The organism is Janthinobacterium sp. SUN073 (assembly GCF_030397665.1).
Classification (GTDB): domain Bacteria; phylum Pseudomonadota; class Gammaproteobacteria; order Burkholderiales; family Burkholderiaceae_D; genus Janthinobacterium.
This window is the reverse complement of the sequence record NZ_JAPUBT010000005.1, coordinates 22297-39992: the sequence shown is the minus strand read 5'-3', so window position 1 is coordinate 39992 and position 17696 is coordinate 22297. Positions and strand designations below refer to the sequence as shown.

At 64.7% G+C, this 17696-nt stretch carries 14 protein-coding genes; 8 read left to right on the top strand and 6 right to left on the bottom strand.

The features are described from left to right. Window positions 1-64 precede the first annotated feature (64 nt). Window positions 65-2332, top strand: coding sequence for an oligopeptide transporter, OPT family (locus O0882_RS15245; RefSeq protein WP_289949250.1), 2268 nt, complete (start codon window positions 65-67; stop codon window positions 2330-2332). Window positions 2333-2388: 56 nt separating this feature from the next. Here O0882_RS15245 and O0882_RS15240 read toward each other — a convergent pair whose 3' ends face one another. Both O0882_RS15240 and O0882_RS15235 read right to left on the bottom strand, forming a co-directional pair. Then, window positions 2389-3318 carry an AAC(3) family N-acetyltransferase gene (locus O0882_RS15240; RefSeq protein ID WP_289949249.1) on the bottom strand — a complete coding sequence of 310 codons (930 nt, stop codon included), beginning with the start codon at window positions 3316-3318 and terminating at the stop codon, window positions 2389-2391. Further along, a complete protein-coding gene (locus O0882_RS15235; RefSeq protein ID WP_289949248.1) occupies window positions 3311-4489 on the bottom strand; it encodes a hypothetical protein in 1179 nt (392 codons plus the stop codon). Before O0882_RS15235 ends, O0882_RS15240 begins: the two co-directional genes overlap by 8 nt. A gap of 145 nt (window positions 4490-4634) precedes the next feature. Here O0882_RS15235 and O0882_RS15230 point away from each other — a divergent pair, with 145 nt between their 5' ends. From O0882_RS15230 to O0882_RS15215, 4 genes are all read left to right on the top strand, one after another. Then, window positions 4635-4862 carry a hypothetical protein gene (locus O0882_RS15230; protein ID WP_289949247.1) on the top strand — a complete coding sequence of 76 codons (228 nt, stop codon included), beginning with the start codon at window positions 4635-4637 and terminating at the stop codon, window positions 4860-4862. Between the two features lie 215 nt (window positions 4863-5077). Next, entirely contained in the window at window positions 5078-5599 is a 522-nt protein-coding gene (locus tag O0882_RS15225; RefSeq protein ID WP_289949246.1) for a sigma-70 family RNA polymerase sigma factor, read from the top strand. Beyond that, on the top strand, window positions 5592-6593 hold the full coding sequence (locus O0882_RS15220) for a FecR domain-containing protein (RefSeq protein ID WP_289949245.1): 1002 nt from the start codon (window positions 5592-5594) through the stop codon (window positions 6591-6593). Before O0882_RS15225 ends, O0882_RS15220 begins: the two co-directional genes overlap by 8 nt. Window positions 6594-6693: 100 nt before the next feature. Then, window positions 6694-9198: a TonB-dependent siderophore receptor gene (locus O0882_RS15215; protein WP_289949244.1), complete on the top strand. Its 2505-nt coding sequence runs from the start codon at window positions 6694-6696 to the stop codon at window positions 9196-9198. A 6-nt stretch (window positions 9199-9204) separates the two neighbouring features. Here O0882_RS15215 and O0882_RS15210 read toward each other — a convergent pair whose 3' ends face one another. The 4 genes from O0882_RS15210 to O0882_RS15195 form a co-directional block, all read right to left on the bottom strand. Then, window positions 9205-9588, bottom strand: a complete 384-nt coding sequence (locus O0882_RS15210) for a hypothetical protein (RefSeq protein WP_289949243.1) — start codon at window positions 9586-9588, stop codon at window positions 9205-9207. A gap of 10 nt (window positions 9589-9598) precedes the next feature. Next, entirely contained in the window at window positions 9599-11305 is a 1707-nt protein-coding gene (locus tag O0882_RS15205) for a hypothetical protein (RefSeq protein WP_289949242.1), read from the bottom strand. Window positions 11306-11317: 12 nt separating this feature from the next. Next, window positions 11318-11995 carry a UPF0149 family protein gene (locus O0882_RS15200; RefSeq protein ID WP_289949241.1) on the bottom strand — a complete coding sequence of 226 codons (678 nt, stop codon included), beginning with the start codon at window positions 11993-11995 and terminating at the stop codon, window positions 11318-11320. A 130-nt stretch (window positions 11996-12125) separates the two neighbouring features. After that, window positions 12126-13631 carry an oligopeptide:H+ symporter gene (locus O0882_RS15195; RefSeq protein WP_289949240.1) on the bottom strand — a complete coding sequence of 502 codons (1506 nt, stop codon included), beginning with the start codon at window positions 13629-13631 and terminating at the stop codon, window positions 12126-12128. A 311-nt stretch (window positions 13632-13942) separates the two neighbouring features. Here O0882_RS15195 and ppnN point away from each other — a divergent pair, with 311 nt between their 5' ends. The 3 genes from ppnN to O0882_RS15180 all read left to right on the top strand — a co-directional run bounded on the left by ppnN (window position 13943) and on the right by O0882_RS15180 (window position 17616). Further along, complete coding sequence (gene ppnN, locus O0882_RS15190) at window positions 13943-15313, top strand: nucleotide 5'-monophosphate nucleosidase PpnN (protein ID WP_116744802.1); 1371 nt, start codon at window positions 13943-13945, stop codon at window positions 15311-15313. A gap of 191 nt (window positions 15314-15504) precedes the next feature. After that, window positions 15505-16572 carry a LacI family DNA-binding transcriptional regulator gene (locus tag O0882_RS15185; protein WP_289949239.1) on the top strand — a complete coding sequence of 356 codons (1068 nt, stop codon included), beginning with the start codon at window positions 15505-15507 and terminating at the stop codon, window positions 16570-16572. A 213-nt stretch (window positions 16573-16785) separates the two neighbouring features. Beyond that, a complete protein-coding gene (locus O0882_RS15180; protein WP_289949238.1) occupies window positions 16786-17616 on the top strand; it encodes a transporter substrate-binding domain-containing protein in 831 nt (276 codons plus the stop codon). The last annotated feature ends 80 nt before the right edge of the window (window positions 17617-17696 follow it).

Sequence of the window (17696 nt, the reverse complement as noted above, 5' to 3'; positions counted from 1 at the left end):
GCTTCAAGCAAATAGCCCGGATCTCGATCCGGGCTGTTTATTTTATACAATTAAGGATTTATTTATGGCAAAAGATGCAATGCCGAGCGCCGTGAAGCCGTATATTCCGGCCGATGCGAAGCTGCCCGAGATGACCTTCCGCGCGCTGTTCATGGGCGTCATCCTGGGGATGGTCTTTGGCGCCTCCTCGCTGTACCTGGTGCTGAAAGTGGGCCTGACCGTCAGTGCCTCGATTCCCGTCGCCGTGATTGCCATCACCCTGTTTGGCCTGGCCAAGAAGGTGGGCGGCAAGGATTCGTCGATCCTGGAAAACAGCATCACGCAAACGGCTGGTTCGGCCGGCGAGTCGCTGGCCTTCGGCCTGGGCGTGACCATGCCGGCCATTCTGATCCTCGGCTTCGACCTGGAAATCTCGCGCGTCATGCTGGTCGGTATCCTCGGTGGCTTGCTGGGCATCCTGATGATGATCCCCATGCGCCGCACCATGATCGTCGACCAGCACAAGGAACTCAAATTCCCCGAAGGCACGGCTTGCGCCGAAGTGCTGAAGGCGGCCGCCACGGAAGAATCGCGCATCGCCGCCGGCGAAAGCATCGAGAAGGATTCGGCCGCCGCACTGGATGCCAAGCGCCGCGCCAAGATCATCTTCGGCGGCTTCGCCGTCGGCTTGCTGTATAAAGTCTTCAATATCTCGTTCAAGGGCTGGAGAGACACGCCGGGCGTGGAATTTGCCGCGCCGCTGAAGGGCGGCTCCATCGGCGCCGAAATTTCCCCTGAATTGCTGGGCGTGGGCTACATCATCGGCCCGCGCATCGCCGCCACCATGGCGGCCGGCGGCGTGCTGTCTTATTTGCTGCTGATCCCGATGATCAAGTTCTTCGGCGACAGCCTGACCACTGTGCTCTCGCCGGGTACCAAGTTGATCAGCGAAATGGGCGCCGACGACGTGCGCAGCGCCTACGTGCTGTACATCGGCGCGGGCGCCGTGGCCGCCGGCGGCCTGATTTCGCTGGTGCGCGCCATGCCCATGATCTGGCGCAGCCTGTCGGCCGGCCTGAAAGGCATCGGCAAGGGCGTCAAGAACAATTCCACCCTGCGCACGGATCAGGATATCCCCCTGAAATGGGTCATCATCGGCTGCCTGTCCATCATCGCCGTGATCACCTTCGCCACGCCGCTGCACATGAATTTCCTCGGCGCGCTGCTGATTCTCGTCTTCGGCTTTTTGTTCGCCACCGTGTCGTCGCGCCTGACGGGCGAAATCGGCTCGTCATCGAACCCGATCTCCGGCATGGCCGTGGCCACCTTGCTGTTTACTTGCCTGATCTTCCTGATCATGGGCTGGACGGGCGGGCGTTACTATGTGACCGCCTTGTCGGTGGGTGCCATCGTGTGTATCGCCGCCAGCAATGCCGGCACCACGTCGCAGGATTTGAAAACGGGCTACCTGGTGGGCGCCACGCCGCGCCTGCAGCAATACGCGATTCTGGCGGGCGCGCTGTCGTCGGCCCTGATCCTCGGTCCGATTTTGCTGAAACTGAACGAAGCGAGCACCGTCTACGTGCCGGCTGCGCAAGTGGCGCCTGGCCTGACGGTCGACGCGTCCAAGCTGACGGTGACGGGCGAGTTGCATGGCCCGCAAGCCGAGACGGACCACAACACGTATAAAGTCTGGCAAAAGACCGATACCGTGGGCGGCCCGGCCGGCAAGTATTTCGTCAAGGACGATGGCCAGCTGGCTTACCTGGTCGATCCGGGCATCAATGGTCATTACAGCAAGCGTCCGGACGGTTCGGAAGTGAAGAAATACGACGCGCCGAAGGCCGTGCTGATGTCCTACATCATCAAGGGCATCCTCGACCAGCAACTGCCGTGGACCCTGGTGCTGTTTGGCGTGATGATCGCCGTGGTGCTGGAAATGGCCGGCATCCCGTCGCTGGCGTTTTCCGTGGGCGTGTACCTGCCGCTGTCGTCGACCTTGCCGATCTTCGTCGGTGGCCTGGTGCGCTGGCTGGCGGACCGCCGCAACAACAAGCTGGAACACAATGCAAAACTGAACGAGGAAGAGCGCCAACTGGCGGGCGACCGCAGTTCGGGCGTGCTGCTCGCGTCCGGCTACATCGCCGGCGGCGCGCTGGCCGGCATCATCATCGCCATCACGGCCGGCGTGCTCACGCACTTCGACCAGATGATGGCCGACTGGGCCGAGCACGGCAACCCGTTCTACGCGGGCCTGCATTCGGATGCGCTCTCGCTGCTGCCGTATGCGGTCATCATCGTGCTGCTGTATATCGTGGCGCGCGAGAAGAAAGCGGGCAGTTCGCAGGCTTGATGTTGTAGCCAGCCCAAGGAAAACCGCCCGGTGTCATGACGATCCGGGCGGTTTTTTTATGCGTGCCCGATGGGCCGCGCCGCCAACTGCGCCGCGCTGGCGTAGATCGTCACGTGTTCGGACGCCAGCTGGTGCAGGTGCGCATAAAACGCCTGCGCGGGAATGCACCACGACGCCGCGTCGCCAACTTGCCCATTGACGCGCAGGCCGGCGGCATCGAATTCGCGCGCAAAATAATCGCGCAAGTCATCCCGGCTTGCATGGTCGATGCGGCGCTGGGCGACGGCTTGGTCGAACGGGCGCACGGGCACCTCCCAGCGCCGGCCGGCGTGGTCCAGGCAGGCCAGCAGCTTTACATCGTGTTCCCACACGGGCACGGGAAAGGCGTCGCCCATGGCGTCTTCCAGCGTGTGATAGAACGTCACGGGTCCCATGGAAATGCCCAGGCCCAGCACCTTTGCGTGCTCGCAGCCGATGAAGCGCTGCCAGGGAGAGCCCATGCCGAAGATCGAGGGGGAGCGGTGGTGCGCCTCGGTGAGATCGGCGGCATGGCGGCCCCACGCGGACACGGAGTGAGTCGGGTGGATGCTGCGCCGGACATTGGCGCTGGCGAGGAACGCTTCGGGCAACCGCCCCATGTGCGTGCCATGGCGGCGCGGGTCGAATACATAGTCCGGCATGGCGCAGGTGGCGCGCACGGTGCCGCCGGGCAGATAGTAGGTGGGCAGCAGCAGGGTGCCTTGCGGGCCGACGGCGTCCTGCAGGGCATGGACCACGGTCGCCGCGCCGCCTTCCACATAGCCCAGGCTTTTCAGCGAGGAATGCACGAAGAGCGTATCGCCGTGCGCGATGCCCAGCCGCGCCAGACCGGCGGCCAAGCTGGTGCGCGTCACGTGGGGCCTGCTCTGGCGCAGGTGCCGTACGCTGGCGGCGCGGCGCCACGCTTCCAGCGCGGCATGGATGGCGCTTTTTGTCTTTTCAAGCATCGCCAATTTGTATTTCCAGCAGGTTGGCATCGATGCAGAACTTGGCGGCCCAGTTCAGGTAAGCCCAGGTGCCGTAATCGCCATCGACGGGAAACGAGCCCTTGACGCCGCCGCGTGCGTGCGCGGGACCGTCGATGCTGATCGAGCGCCGCACGTAACGGTTCAGCCGGCGCCCCGCGTCGAGGTAGCGCCGCTCGCCGGTGATCCGATACAACAGGAACAAACAATGCGCGATTTGCGCGGACCCCGTGAGGCAGGCGTAATCGGCGGCGGGCTGGAAGTCGGGACCGAGGCGGCCCGCCAGGTAGCCATCGGCCGCCACGGCGTTGGCGATGCCCGTGCCGGTGCGCACGGCGGCGTCCAGCAGGTCGGCGCGCCCCGCAAAGCGGTGCGCTTCGAGCACGCCGCGCAAGGCGTAGCCGATGGTGTGGGTCAGGGGCAGCAGCGGGTTGTCCAGGCAGTTCGAATCGAACCAGCCATTGGGACGCTGTTTTGTCAACGCCCAGTCGACCTGGCGCAGGCCCGCCGCGCCATAGCCGTGGCCCGGCGCGATGCGGTCCGCTTCGAACAAGCCCCAGGCCACGTGCGTTTCGTAGGCCTTGTCGCCGGGCCTGGCGAACGGCGTCGGATGCCGGCGCCAGCAACCGTCGGCATCCTGGCTGTCGCGCAGCCATCTTGCCGCGCGCTGCATGGCGTCCTGGTAGGGCGCGCCGTACGCCTCGACGCCGGCGGCCAGGCCAAGCAGGATCTGGCCCGTGTTGAAGGTAACGGGCACGCGTGGCAGCGAATCGATCTTCCCGCCCTGGAAACCGCCTTCGGGGAACTGGATGGCCACGCACCAATCGAGCATGCGCCGCGCCCGCCCGTGCAGGCCAGCGTCGCCCATGCGCTGCGCCAGGGTGATCAGGGTGGGGATGATGTAGCCGGTGGTCTCCGGGTAGGAGCTGGCCCAGCCTGTCAGCAGGCTGTAGTCGCGCGCGACGCCGCCGTCGTTGGAACTGGAATGGTCCTGTGCCGCGCACAGCCAGGCGGTGCAGGCCTTGACGACGGCTTGCGGGCCGGGGTCGACGGCGGGCAGGCCGCGCCGATCCGACAGCCGCTCCATGCGCGCCGCCGGCAGGCTCGCTTGCGGCGCCAGAGTGTTCCTGATCTTCTTGAGCAAGGTGCGCATGGCAGTAATGGCTGGTGGTGGGCTCAGGCTACTGTAGCGCCAGCGGCGGGCAGGGCTATTGACTTGCCGCAAGGATTAGCCCTCGCGTCGCTGCCGCTGGAATTGACGCATAATGGATACTCTACCAACGTCGACGAGGCCCGCCATGAACAGCGTCACGCTTGAATACACTGTCGTCACCAATCCCGACTCCTTTGTCGGCTTCAAGTATTACGTCAAGGCGGGGCAGGCATTCGATGCCGATGATTTCGCCTATTCCTACAAGCTGAACCGGTCCGACCTGGACCCGGACAGCGTGCTGGCCACCCGCGAGGCGGCGGCCAGCCTGCAACCGGGCGAGTGGCTGACGGTGTCGCATTCGATGGCGGCGTAGCGCGCAAGCTGTGCGCTTCTCCCCGGCGGACTGTGGCGGCCCGCCAAGTAAGAGATATCGGCGCTGCGGATCGCAAGGCAGGATTCGGCTGTTGCGTCGGAAGCCAGTGTCAGGGCAGGGTATCGTCGGCACTGATCTTGCCGAGCTGCTCACTTCTGCCTATAATTGAGAATAATTCTCATTAAGTTTGCGCTATACGCCAGACCTGCCGCTCCATGTCCGCCGACCACGTCTCTCTGCATGACTTCGATGACATCGCCATTCTGTATCGCCAGCACCACGGCTGGTTGCGCGGCTGGCTGCAGCGCAAGGTGGGCAACGCCTTCGACGCGGCCGACCTGGCACAGGCCACCTTCCTGCGCGTGCTCGCGCCGCAGGGCATGCAAGGCGTGCAGGAGCCGCGCGCCTACCTGACGACCATCGCCCGTAACCTGCTGATCAATCATGTGCGCCGGCGCGCCATCGAGCAGGCCTACCTCGATGCCCTTGCCCTGATGCCGGAACCGGTGGCGCCGCCGCCCGAGGTGCGCCTGATGTTCCTGGAACGGCTGGTGGAGCTGGATCGGCGCCTGGCCGCGCTGCCTGCGCAGACACGGCAAGCATTCCTGCTGGTGCAGCTCGACGGCATGGGGCAGCAGGAGGTCGCCGCCGAGCTGGGAATTTCCCTGTCCACCGTCAAGCGGCATCTGGCCAGGGCGGCCCTGCGCTGTTTTTTCCCGGAGCAGCACGATGAGTGAGGATGTGCAGGCCCCCTTGGGCGGAGCAGACGCTGCCGCACGCGTGGCGCCTGCCGTGGCGCGGCAGGCCGTGCAGTGGTGGCTGGCGCTGCAGGGTGGCGACGCCACTGCGGTACAGCTCAATGCATGGCGGCGCTGGCGCGCCGAGGACGCCGAACATGAACTGGCCTGGCAGCGTATCGAGGCGGTCAGCGGCCAGCTGGCCGGCATTCCGCCGCCGTTGGCTGGCGCCGCCCTGGCCGCGCCCGCAGGCGCCCATCGGCGCCGCGCGGTGCGCCTGCTGACGGTGCTGGTGGTTGTGGGCGGCAGCGCCGCCATGCTGCGCCAGGGCTCCGCATGGCAGGCGTGGAGCGCCGATGCCAGCACGGCCACGGGCGAGCGGCGCACCTTGCGCCTGCCGGACGGCGGCACGCTGGTGCTCAATACCGATAGCGCCATCCAACTGCGCTATGACGCCAGCGCGCGCGTGGTGCAGCTGCTGCGCGGCGAGGTACTGGTGCAGACGGCGCCCGATGCACAGCGGCGGCCCTTCCTCGTGCACACCGCCGATGGCACGGCGCGGGCGCTGGGCACGCGGTTTATCGTGCGCCAGCACGACGGCTTCGTGCAGGTCGGCGTGCTGGAGGGCGCCGTCGAGCTGCAGCCTGCGGCGGCCCACGCCCAGTCACGCGTGTTGCAGGCGGGCGAGGAGGGCAGTTTTACCCGCGACGGCGTGGGCGCGGCGCACATCCTCGATGCCACTGCTGGTGCCTGGACCGACGGCATGCTGGTCGCCGCGCACATGCGCCTGGACGCCTTCCTGCAGGAGTTGTCGCGCCACCGGCGCGGCCACCTGGGATGCGACCCGGCGCTGGCGCATCTGCTGGTGTCGGGCGCCTATCCGCTGGCCGATACCGACAAGGTACTGCTGGCGCTGACGCAAGCCTTTCCCGTCGAGCTGCATTACCTGACGCGTTACTGGGTCACGCTGCGGCCACGCGCGTCGAAAAATTAAACTGAAAATACATGGACTGTTTTTGCACGCCGCCTTGTCAAGGGAAGTGAGGGCGCAGGTTTTGGCCCGTTCCACCCATCCCATGATACGAAGGCATGCCATGAACGATCGCAGCACACTTCATCCATCCACGCGCTTGCGCGCACCGGGCCTGCTGGCAATGACGCCGCTCGCCCACCTGGTACATGCCCTGTGCCTGGGCGCACTGGCCAGCCTGGCCGGCGGGCCGGCGCAGGCGCAGACGGTCGGGCAGGCAGAGGCCCTGCGCCACTACGCCATCCCGGCGGGGCCGCTGGAAGCGACATTGAACCGGCTCGGGCGTGAGGCGGGCTTGCTGATCGCCTTTGGCTCGGCGGCGACGGAAGGCTTGCGCAGCGGCGGCGTCAGCGGCAGCTATGCGGTGGACGATGCGCTCGCTCGCGTACTGGCCGGCACCGGACTCGCTGCCGTGCGCACGGCCGGTGGGGGCTATGCGTTGCGCGCCGCCACCGCGTCCGCTACCGGCGCGGCGGCGGACGGCGTGCAGACGATGGCGCCCGTGACCGTCAGCGCGCAGGCGGAAGAGGAAAACCCGTGGGGCAAGGTGAGCGGCTATGTGGCGCGGCGGGGCAGTACGGCCACCAAGACCGATGCTTCCTTGCTGGAAGTGCCGCAATCGGTGTCCGTCATCACGCGCGACCGCATGGATGACCAGGGCGTGCGTACCCTGAACGACGCCATCCAGTACACGGCCGGCTTGCGCAGCAACACGGCAGGCGCCAATCCCGCCGATGACAGCCTGTCGGTGCGCGGCTTCAGCCAGTTTTCGGGCGCGTTCTACCTGGACGGCATGCGCCTGATGCCCATGGGGACGCTGGGCTTCTTTGGCGTCGAGCCGTATGGTGCCGAACGCGTGGAAGTGCTGAAGGGGCCCTCGTCCGTGTTGTACGGCCAGAATGCGCCGGGCGGCATCGTCAATTTCGTCGCCAAGCGCCCTGCGGCGGACCAGCTGAACCAGGTCGAACTATCGCTTGGCAGCTACGCGCGCAAGCAGCTGGCCCTCGACATGGGCGGCAAGCTGGCGGACGATGGCAGCCTGCAGTACCGCCTGGTGGGGCTGGCGCGTGATGCGGACCAGCAGATCGATTACATGAAGGACGACCGCTACTATCTGGCGCCCAGCCTGACGTGGGCACCGAACGCCCGCACCAGCATCACCTTGCTGGGCTTTATCCAGAAGAATCGCGCCATGCAATCGTCGAATGTCCAGTGGGAGGCCTTGAACGGCAGTAATCCCAACGGCCGCCTGCCGCTGACGCGTTTCCTGGGGGAGCCCGGCTTCGACCACGAGGAGACGAACGTGGCATCCGCTGGCTACGCGGCGCGCCACACCTTCGACAGCGGATGGACGGTCAGGCAGAACTTCCGCTACCTGCACGCGGATAACCATGAACAGTATATGTTTCGTTACGGCAATTTAATCGACAAGGCGATCACCAACCGCGAGATCGATACGCGCGACGGCAAGGGCAGCGTGTACTCGCTCGACACCAGCGTGACGGGCCAGGTGGCGACCGGCGCGTTGCGCCATGAAGTCGTTGCCGGCATCGATTACAGCCGCAGCAATACTTCGTTCAGCTCGTATATCGCCGACGGTCCGCAGATCGATATCTACCGCCCCGTCTACGGCAGCGCGCTGGACCTGGCGGTGCTGGCGCCCGACGCCCTGCGCCGCGAGCATAACCGGCAGCTGGGCGCGTACCTGCAAGACCGTGCGCAGTACCGCAACTGGGTCTTCACCGTGGGCGGGCGCCAGGACTGGACGCGCCAGGAGCAGCGCAACCTGCTGACATCGCCATCGACCACGACCTTGCGCAAGCCCAGGGCATTCACGGGCCGCGCCGGCATCACCTACCTGGCGGCGAACGGGCTGGCGCCTTACGCCAGCTACAGCGAATCGTTCTCGCCCGTTTCCGGTGCCGACCGCCTTGACCGTCCATTCGAGCCGGAAACGGCCCGGCAAGTGGAGGTTGGCGTGAAATATGCGCCGGGCGCGCATCTGTCCGTGACTGCCGCCGCATTCGAACTGCGCCGCCAGAACGTGCTGACGACGGACCCGGACGACCCGAATTTTTCGATCCAGCAGGGGGAGGTGCGCTCGCGCGGTATCGAGCTGGAAGTGGCGGCACAGCCGAGCAGCCAGCTGAAACTGCTGGCGTCCCTGACCTACAATCCCCTGAAAGTGACGAAGGCGAATCCCGACATGTGGGGCACGAATGTGCAGGGCAAGTCGCCGTATGAAGTGCCCAGGCAGATGGCGTCCGCCTGGGCCGACTACGCCTTCGCGGGCAGCTTGCGTGGCCTGTCGGCCGGCGCCGGCGTGCGCCATGTCGGCGCCAGCTGGGGCGATGCGGACAATACCTTCCAGGCGCCGGCGTTCACGCTGGCCGACCTGTCGCTGCGCTATGACCTGGGCCAGGCACGCAGCGACTGGCGTGGCCTGAGCGTCAGCATGACGGTCAAGAACCTGTTCGACAAATACCATGTCGCCTCATGTTTCTCGGCACGGGCCTGCAATTATGGCGAGCAGCGCAACGTCGGTGTGCGCATGGCCTACCTTTGGTAGCGCGCCTTACGCTGGATCAAACCAGGCACGCAGTTCATCCTCGGCGCGCTGCGCCGCCGCCTGCGTCAAGGTCAGCACGATGATCTTTTCCTGTGCCGGGCGATGCCCATCGCCGTCGGCCAGCTCGATGACTTGCTCGAAACTCGTGTAGTCGTGGCCGAATTCACGCGGGCATTGCTGCACGATGCGCGCCGCCTTGCCAGCGTTGCGGTCGGCCAGGTTGACGATGGGATTGCCGTCATGGAACGGCTGGCCATTCGCAAACGCGGTGCGCAGATACGGCGCGCATTGGCCGTCGAGGAAGGCCAGGCGTGCCTGCCACCAGGCCTCTGCCGCCGCATACGCGGCCTGGTCCTCGAGAAAATCGGCAAACAGGAAATCGTCCATCATATTTTCGCGGCTAGATGCCGAACACTTTCAAAATGGCGTCCGTCAACCCCTCGAACCAGCTGCCCACCTTGCCCGGCTGCTTGCCGTGGCGCGGGGTTTCCTCGTACAGGTAGACGCCATTCTTGCCGTCGAAGCGGTCGTTGAGCAGTGCCTGCTGGCCGCGCAGGTAGGGGAGGAAGGTTTCGCTGCGCATCGTCGAGTACAGCACGTCGGTGCTAAAACCCAGGGTGGCGGACTGGCTGATGGCGCGGCCCTGGCCCGCTCGCTCCAGGCGCACGCCGCGGCAGCCGCGCACGATCAGCGTGACGGGGCCGCGAAAGACGATGAAGCGCAGCTGCAGGGTGAGCCAGGCATGCAGGCTGCCCAGGCGCCAGTGGCTCGATATCGCCAGCGGCTGGTTCGAGTCGCAGATCAATCCCACCAGGCCCCGTGGCTGGAATACCAATGCGCTGCCGGCCGGCAGGTGGACCACGGCGATCTCCAGCAGCGGATCGTCGCTGGCGGAAATCGTCACGGATGCAGTCACGTCGCTGTGCAGGCGCGTCAGCGCCACCATGCCGGCCGCCAGGCTGGTGAACGGGAAGCGCCAGTCCAGCAGCCACTGCGTGCGCTTGGTGCTGCTGACGGGCGACGACTGCAGGTATGCGGGGTGGATCAGCATCTGCTGGCCCGGCTGCAGCAGCAATGCCTGCGAGACGGCGGAAATGCGCGATTCGCCCTGCGGCGGCAGGGGCAGGCTGGCATCGCCGGCTTGCAGCGCGCGCGCGATCGACAGCGGCGGCAAGCGCGCGGCCAGGGGCGCCAGCACGAAGTAAAAGAAGGCCTTGATGGCGACGGGCAGAAGGATGGCCGACAGCACCAGCAGGGCGGCCGTGGGCGCCACGTCCAGCACGGGCGCGCGCCAGCGGGCGATCCAGTTGCGCGCCAGCTGCGCCTCGCTCGTGGCGATGGCCGCCTGCACGGGCGCCAGTGCGCCGGCCAGTGCCGCGTTGTCGATGGCGAATGGGGCGGGGCGGGCCGCATTGTTGGTGCGCGCGCGCTGCGCTGCCCAGGCGCGATACGCTTGCAGGTTGATGTCGCGCAAGCGCTGACCTTCCGCTTCGAGGCGCGACAGCTGCGCGTAAGCGTCGCTGCCAGGCAGGCGCGCCGCGACCGGGTGCTGCGCTTCCAGTTCCCGGCGCTGGCCCAGGTTGTGCTGCAGCGCGGCATACGCGCTGACGTGTTCCGCATGCAGGCGCGCCAGCGTGTACCGCGCATCTTCGCCGCTGATCGCCGCCTGCAGGGCGCTCAGATAACGGGCTTCCTGGGCCAGCACTTCGATTTCCACGCGGCGCGCCGCTTCATCTTGCGCATGCAAGGCCAGGGTGTTCGTGTCGGGCAGGGGAAGGGAAAACAGCGACGGTTGCTGCCGCGCGCGCAAGGCTGCCAGTTGCGTTTGCACTTGCTCCAGGCGGGCGGCGATGGCCGCTTGCGAGGCCGTTTGTGAGGCCTTTTGCAGGGCGTTGACGCGCAGCGTGGCCGCCTCGGCCAGGCCGGCGCCATGATGCTCGGCGCCGTCGGCGGCCAGCCTGAGCGCCGTGACGGTCTCGCTGCCGGCGCTGTAGGCGCGCCATTCGGCCAGCAGCGATCGTCCGGCCAGCAGGATGACGATGAACAGGGCGAACTGCAGCGCGTGGCGCAGCAGGAAGCGCAGCAGGGCCGTCAGCAGCAGGCGCAAGGAGATGCGTCCTTAGCTGGCCGCGCTATCGGCGTCGGCACAGCATTTCTTGTACTTCTTGCCGCTGCCGCAGTGGCACGGGTCGTTGCGCCCCGTTTTTGGCAGTTCACGCAGCACGGTGGCGCCCGGCTGGCTTTGTTTCAGGTGGCGCTGGCGCGCCCAGGCGGCGTTGATGGCGATGACCGCGGGAATCACGCCATCCATGGCCGTTTCGGCCGCATCGTCATCGAGTGCGCTGGCCGTGGCCAGGTGCTGGAACGGCGCCAGGTACTCCGGGTGGCTGACGGCCAGGGCCGCCCACTGGGGCTTGTCCAGACTCGTGCCAAGGACAAAACCGGCACACCAGGCGGGCACGCTCCATTCGGGGCCGCAGACGTAGATGGGCTCGAAGCTGTCCGGGTCTTTCGCCAGCCATTCGACCATGTAGGCGTGGTGGCGCCGGGCCAGGCTGGCCGCCCGTTCGCAGGCTTCGTCCTGTGCGGGCGCGGCGCTGCCGGCCACCTTGTCCCAGACCCATGCCAGCCATTGTTCCGGCGTGATCTGCTTCGGACTCAGGGCGATGGCCGTGAGGAAGCCTTCCAGCATCGATACGTCCATGGCGGCGCCGGCCAAGGCGGGCGCGGCCAGCAGGGTGTCGAGTTCGGCGTATTCGTCGTCGGAGAGGGGTGAGGTAGTGGAGATGCTGGACATGGGATTCTTTGTATAAGTTGGTGGATGGCCGCTGGCCCTGGCCGTATTGTACCGCCCGGCAAGGGGGAAACCGGCGCCGCCATGAAAAACGGCGGCCCGCAGGCCGCCGTCTTTATCCAAGGCAGAACGCTTACTTTACGCCGTGCATCAGTTTGTTGATCAGCGGTGCGATCAGGAACAGGATCACGCCGGCGCCCAGCAGGGACCAGAAGCCGAAGGTGTAGCCGGACAGGGCCGACTGCACCGACATGCCGCTGGTGCCGCTGACGTGGCTGGCGAAAATGCCCGACAGGTTGTTGCCGATACCGGTCGACAGGAACCAGCCGCCCATGCCCAGGCCAACCAGGCGCACTGGCGCCAGTTTGGTCACCATCGACAGGCCGATAGGCGACAGGCACAGCTCGCCGATCGATTGCAGTACGTACACTGAGGCCAGGGTCCAGAACGGGATCTTGTTATCGGCGCCAACCAGGCTCGACAAAGCGAAGATCAGCAGGCCGAAGGCCAGCGCATTGCCCAGCAAGCCCAGGCCGAATTTGCGCGGGATCGACGGATTGACGTTGTGGCGTGCCAGGAAGACCCAGACGGCGGCGATGATAGGCGCGAAGACGATGATGGCAACCGAATTGACGGTCTGGAAGTAGGCGGTCGGGAAGATCCAGAAGCCCAGGTCGCGGTTGACGATCTTGTCAGCCAGGAAGGTAAACGAGCTGCCAGCCTGTTCGAAGAACATCCAGAACAGGATGTTGAAGACAAAGATCAGCAGCATGGCGATGACGCGGTCACGCGCCACTTTACCGTTGCGTATGCCTTCGATCATCAGCATCACGGCCAGGCCGACGAACAGCACGGTCAGGACGATTTGCAGCTTTTCAGCGCCGACGGTCAGCAGGAAGTACATCAGCGGGATCACGCACAGGCAGCCCAGGGCGACCCAGATGACGCGCATCGGGTTGCCGGCACCGGCTTCCGGTGCGCCGATGCCCTTCAGGGCGCGGCGGCCGATGAAGAACCATACCAGGCTGATCAGCATGCCGAAACCGGAGGCCATGAAGACCATCTTGTACGCAGGCATGTCGCTAGTGCCGAAGATCGACCCGGCCAGCCATTGCGTGAAGATAGGGGCGGCCATGGCGCCCATGTTGATGCCCATGTAGAAGATCGTGAAGCCACTGTCGCGGCGCGGATCGGCGGTCGTGTACAGCTTGCCGACCATGGTCGAGATGTTCGGCTTGAACATGCCGTTACCGACGATCATGGTGGCCAGGCCCAGGTTGAAGATGTCCTGGTTCGGTACCGAGATGCAGAACAGGCCGGCAGCCATGAAGACGGCACCCAGCAGAATCGAGCGCTGGTAACCGATGACCCGGTCGGCGATGTAGCCGCCGAACAGGGCGCCGGCGTACACCAGCGCGAGGAAGGAACCGTAGGTAAGGTTGGCCGCTGCCTGTCCCGAACCGTCGCCGCCGTGGAACTGGGCAACGATGTACAGTACCAGCGCCCAGCGAACTCCGTAGAACGCGAAGCGTTCCCAGAATTCAGTCATGAACAACATCCACAATGGGCTTGGATGGCCCATAATCTGCTTGAACTCGGGAATAACGGCTTCCTTGTTGGGCGTAGTCGCACCGCTCATGCGGTTCCTCCTGAAAAATTATTATAGTCAATCGATACAACAAACTTATGGAAGCCTGCGGGCGGCGGGGACTCTCATGAAGAACCTCACGCACGGGAATTCCAATAGGCAGGCATTCTAATCTACAAATTGCGCTGAAAGAAGGTTTCCATTCGCATTAGCAAGAATGACTGTTTCATATTAATCAAACCGGTTTGCAGGCAAGGGCGGCCCGGGCGATTTTGCGGCGGCACAGCACAACTTGCCCGACTTGTCGTATATTAAGGTCGCAAGACCTTCGAGCATCGATTTTTAAAGGGATTTTTCGCATTATGGAACACGACGTTATCGATACTCTGGTTTCACCGGAAGGCCGCCTGGACGTGCTCTCCAAGACTGAAGTCAACAAACTGCTCGACACCAGCCAGGGCGGCCTGTACAACACTTTCCGCCGCTGCGCGCTGGCGGTCTTGAATTGCGGCAGCACCATCGACGATGGCCGCGCCTTGCTGGAGCGCTACCAATCGTTTGAAATCTCCATCATCCAGCGCGAGCGCGGCATCAAGCTCGACATCAAGGGCGCGCCAGCCATCGCCTTTGTCGATGGCAAGATGATCAAGGGCATCCACGAGCACCTGTTTGCCGTACTGCGCGACATCATCTTCGTCAGCGATGAAGTCACGGGCAACCCGAAGTTCGACTTGCAGAGCACGGAAGGCGTGACGGACGCCGTCTTCCACATCCTGCGCAACGCGAATGTGCTGCAAACCCAGCTCAACCCGAACCTGGTCGTCTGCTGGGGCGGCCATTCGATCAACCGCGCCGAATACAATTATTCGAAGGAAGTGGGCTACCAGCTGGGCTTGCGCGGCCTCGACATCTGCACCGGCTGCGGCCCGGGCGCCATGAAGGGCCCCATGAAGGGCGCCACCATCGGCCACGCCAAGCAGCGTTTGCACAATGGCCGCTACCTGGGCATCACCGAGCCGGGCATCATCGCGGCCGAATCACCGAATCCCATCGTCAATGACCTGGTCATCATGCCGGACATCGAAAAGCGCCTGGAAGCGTTCGTGCGCGCCGGTCACGGCATCGTCGTGTTCCCTGGCGGCGCGGGTACGGCCGAAGAGATCCTGTACATCCTGGGCATCTTGCTGCACCCGGACAATGCGGACATCCCGTTCCCGCTGATTTTCACGGGGCCGGAAACCTCGCGCGAGTACTTCGTGCAGATCAACCAGTTCATCAGCGACACCCTGGGCCCGGAAGCGCAGCAGCGCTATAAAATCATCATCGATGACCCGGAACTGGTGGCGCGCGAAATGCTCGAAGGCATACGCCTGGTGCGCGAGTTCCGCAAGGCGCACAGCGACGCGTATTATTTCAATTGGCTGCTGAAGATCGACCACGAGTTCCAGAAGCCGTTCCAGCCCACGCATGAAAACATGCGCAACCTGAGCCTGCACAAGAACCAGCCCACGCACTTGCTGGCGGCCCAGCTGCGCCGCGCGTTTTCCGGCGTGGTGGCGGGCAACGTCAAGGATGACGGCATCCGCTCGATCGAAGAGCATGGCAACTTCGAGATCCATGGCGATAAATCCATCGCCGGCCCCATGGATGCGCTGCTGGCCTCATTCGTGGCGCAGCACCGCATGAAACTGGCGGGTACGGCGTATGTGCCTTGCTATACCGTGGTCCAGTAAAACAGTCGTGACAGCATCGCGCCGCCCCCTCCGCATTTTCCGGGGCAGGGTGGCGCTTTTCACATTTGCCCCAGCGTGTGCTTTCGCCACCACAAGTCATCAAATCGCTTGCGTCATCGATGCGTGGGTGCTATCTTTGGAACCGGTTCCAAAATAAAAATATGAACGTCAACAGGTAGTGGAGAGCTAGCTTGGATTCAGTACGCGGCAATAAAAAAACCCTCTCCGGCGAGCCGGCACGGCCCGTGACCATCGCCCAGGTGGCGCGCGAGGCGGGCGTGTCGAAGACCAGCGTATCGCGCTTTCTCGGCGGTGAACTGGACGCTTTGTCCGAGAACATCCGCCAGCAGATCGAAAGCACCATCGCGCGCCTCGGCTACCAGCCGAACCAGATGGCGCGCGGCCTCAAGCGCGGCCGCACGCGCCTGATCGGCATGGTCGTGGCCGACATGCTCAATCCCTACACGGTGGCGGTGCTGCAAGGCGTGGAAGCGGCTTGCCAGCAACATGGCTATACCCTGATTTTGTGTAATACCGGCAATGACGAACAGCGCGAGCGGCAGTCGCTGGCCGCGCTGCGCTCGTACAGCGTGGAAGGGCTGATCGTCAACACGCAAGGGCGCAATATTCAGTCGTCCGACTTGCAGCAGGCGGACATGCCCATCGTGCTGGTCGACCGCCGCATCGAGGGCGCCGACTTCGACCTGGTGGGCCTGGACAATGTGCAGGCGGGCCGCCTGGCAACCCAACACTTGATCGAGCAGGGTTTCGACGCCATCGCCTTCGTCTCGCCGCCATTGACGGGCGTCAGTTCGCGCCTGATGCGCGCCGACGGTTTCCAGGCCGTGATGGCCGAGCATCCGGGCTGCGTGGGCGAAGTGCTGGCGGTGGACCTGGACGACCGGCCTTCCATCGACGCGCAGGTGCGTCTATGCTTGGCGCAGTGGCGCGGCCGCCGCGTGGCGCTGCTGGCGTCGAACGGCATGGTGGCGCTGGAACTGGCGCTGATGCTGCAGCGCCTGGCATTGCGCATGCCACAGGACGTGGGCTTGCTGGGCTTTGACGAATTGCCGTGGTCGCCATTGGCGGGCCTGAGCACGATCGAGCAGCAGACCTATGAAATCGGCTTTTCGGCGATGACGTGCATGCTGTCGCGCCTGCAGGGCGAGCAGTGCCCGCCGCGCGAGGTGCTGTTGCCAGGTAAGTTGATTGTACGTAATTCCACCCAGGGAGGAATTGCGGGCAAGGGCGGTGATTGACGGGGGGGAGGGCGTTGCCCTTTTTTTTGGGTAAGTTATGGAACCGGTTTCATAGAGTGTGTTCACGCTGGAAAGGGGCGTGGATAGTCAGGCAGGGCAATGGTTGGCATGCAGTTGGAGTGATACGGCAAGAGACGAAATAAATCGTCCATTTGACACTATTCCCGGAAGTGCCTCGACGAGGCCGGTACCGGGATCACAGGAGACGGAAACATGAAGATGACGACACTGTTCTATTCGAAGATACTGGCTTGCGCACTGGCTTGCGCACTGGCTTGCGCACTGGCAGCCACCTGCGCCCTCGGTGCGGCGGCCGATGCCGGCGCCCAGACGCTTGGCGACTTGATCAAAAAAGGCAAGCTGACCATCGGCGTGGTCAGCGGCACGCCGCCGTTTGGCAGCATCGACGCCAAGGGCGCGCCCGTCGGCTATGACGTCGATGTCGCCAACCTGATCGGTAAATACATGAACCTGCCCGTGGAAGTGGTGCCCCTGACGGCGCCCTCGCGCGTGCCGTCGCTGGAATCGGGCAAGGTCGATTTCCTCGTGGCGACCCTGGCGCCCACGCCGGAACGGGCCAAGACCCTGATGTTCACCATGCCCTACAGCGCGTTTGAACTGGCGATCGTCGCGCCGGTCGGCGGCAAATTCAAGGCCCTGGCCGATTTGAAAGGCAAGAAGGTGGGCGTGACGCGTGGCACCACGAATGACACGGCGCTGAGCCGCATGGCGCCGGCCGGCACGGCCATCGTGCGTTTCGAGGACGACGCCACCGTCACCCAGGCCTTGCTCAGCAAGCAGGTCGATGCCGTCTCTATCCCCAGCACGATGGCGCTCGACATCATCAAGACGCGCGGCGCGGGCAAGATCGAGGTCAGGTTCACGTATTCCGTGCAACCGAACTCGATGGCCGTGCGCCGCGGCGACTTCGAGCTGCACCAGTGGCTCAACAATTTCATCTACTACGTCAAGCTGAACGGCGAACTCGACGCCATCGCGCGCAAGTGGAGCGGCGCACCGCTGCCGCCATTGCCGACCTTCTGATACCGCAAGCCGCATAGGGAAAGTGTTTGTCCGTACGGCGCGCCACCGTGGTGGCGTCGCCGGGGATGCGCACGTAGATA

Excerpts from the sequence above, each read along its gene's own strand:
- O0882_RS15195 (WP_289949240.1), bottom strand. The coding sequence starts at position 13,631 with ATGAGCGGTGCGACTACGCCCAACAAGGAAGCCGTTATTCCCGAGTTC.
- O0882_RS15180 (WP_289949238.1), top strand. The coding sequence starts at position 16,786 with ATGAAGATGACGACACTGTTCTATTCGAAGATACTGGCTTGCGCACTG.
- O0882_RS15200 (WP_289949241.1), bottom strand. The coding sequence starts at position 11,995 with ATGTCCAGCATCTCCACTACCTCACCCCTCTCCGACGACGAATACGCC.
- O0882_RS15210 (WP_289949243.1), bottom strand. The coding sequence starts at position 9,588 with ATGATGGACGATTTCCTGTTTGCCGATTTTCTCGAGGACCAGGCCGCG.
- O0882_RS15215 (WP_289949244.1), top strand. The coding sequence starts at position 6,694 with ATGAACGATCGCAGCACACTTCATCCATCCACGCGCTTGCGCGCACCG.
- O0882_RS15235 (WP_289949248.1), bottom strand. The coding sequence starts at position 4,489 with ATGCGCACCTTGCTCAAGAAGATCAGGAACACTCTGGCGCCGCAAGCG.
- O0882_RS15240 (WP_289949249.1), bottom strand. The coding sequence starts at position 3,318 with ATGCTTGAAAAGACAAAAAGCGCCATCCATGCCGCGCTGGAAGCGTGG.
- ppnN (WP_116744802.1), top strand. The coding sequence starts at position 13,943 with ATGGAACACGACGTTATCGATACTCTGGTTTCACCGGAAGGCCGCCTG.
- O0882_RS15225 (WP_289949246.1), top strand. The coding sequence starts at position 5,078 with ATGTCCGCCGACCACGTCTCTCTGCATGACTTCGATGACATCGCCATT.
- O0882_RS15245 (WP_289949250.1), top strand. The coding sequence starts at position 65 with ATGGCAAAAGATGCAATGCCGAGCGCCGTGAAGCCGTATATTCCGGCC.
- O0882_RS15230 (WP_289949247.1), top strand. The coding sequence starts at position 4,635 with ATGAACAGCGTCACGCTTGAATACACTGTCGTCACCAATCCCGACTCC.
- O0882_RS15220 (WP_289949245.1), top strand. The coding sequence starts at position 5,592 with ATGAGTGAGGATGTGCAGGCCCCCTTGGGCGGAGCAGACGCTGCCGCA.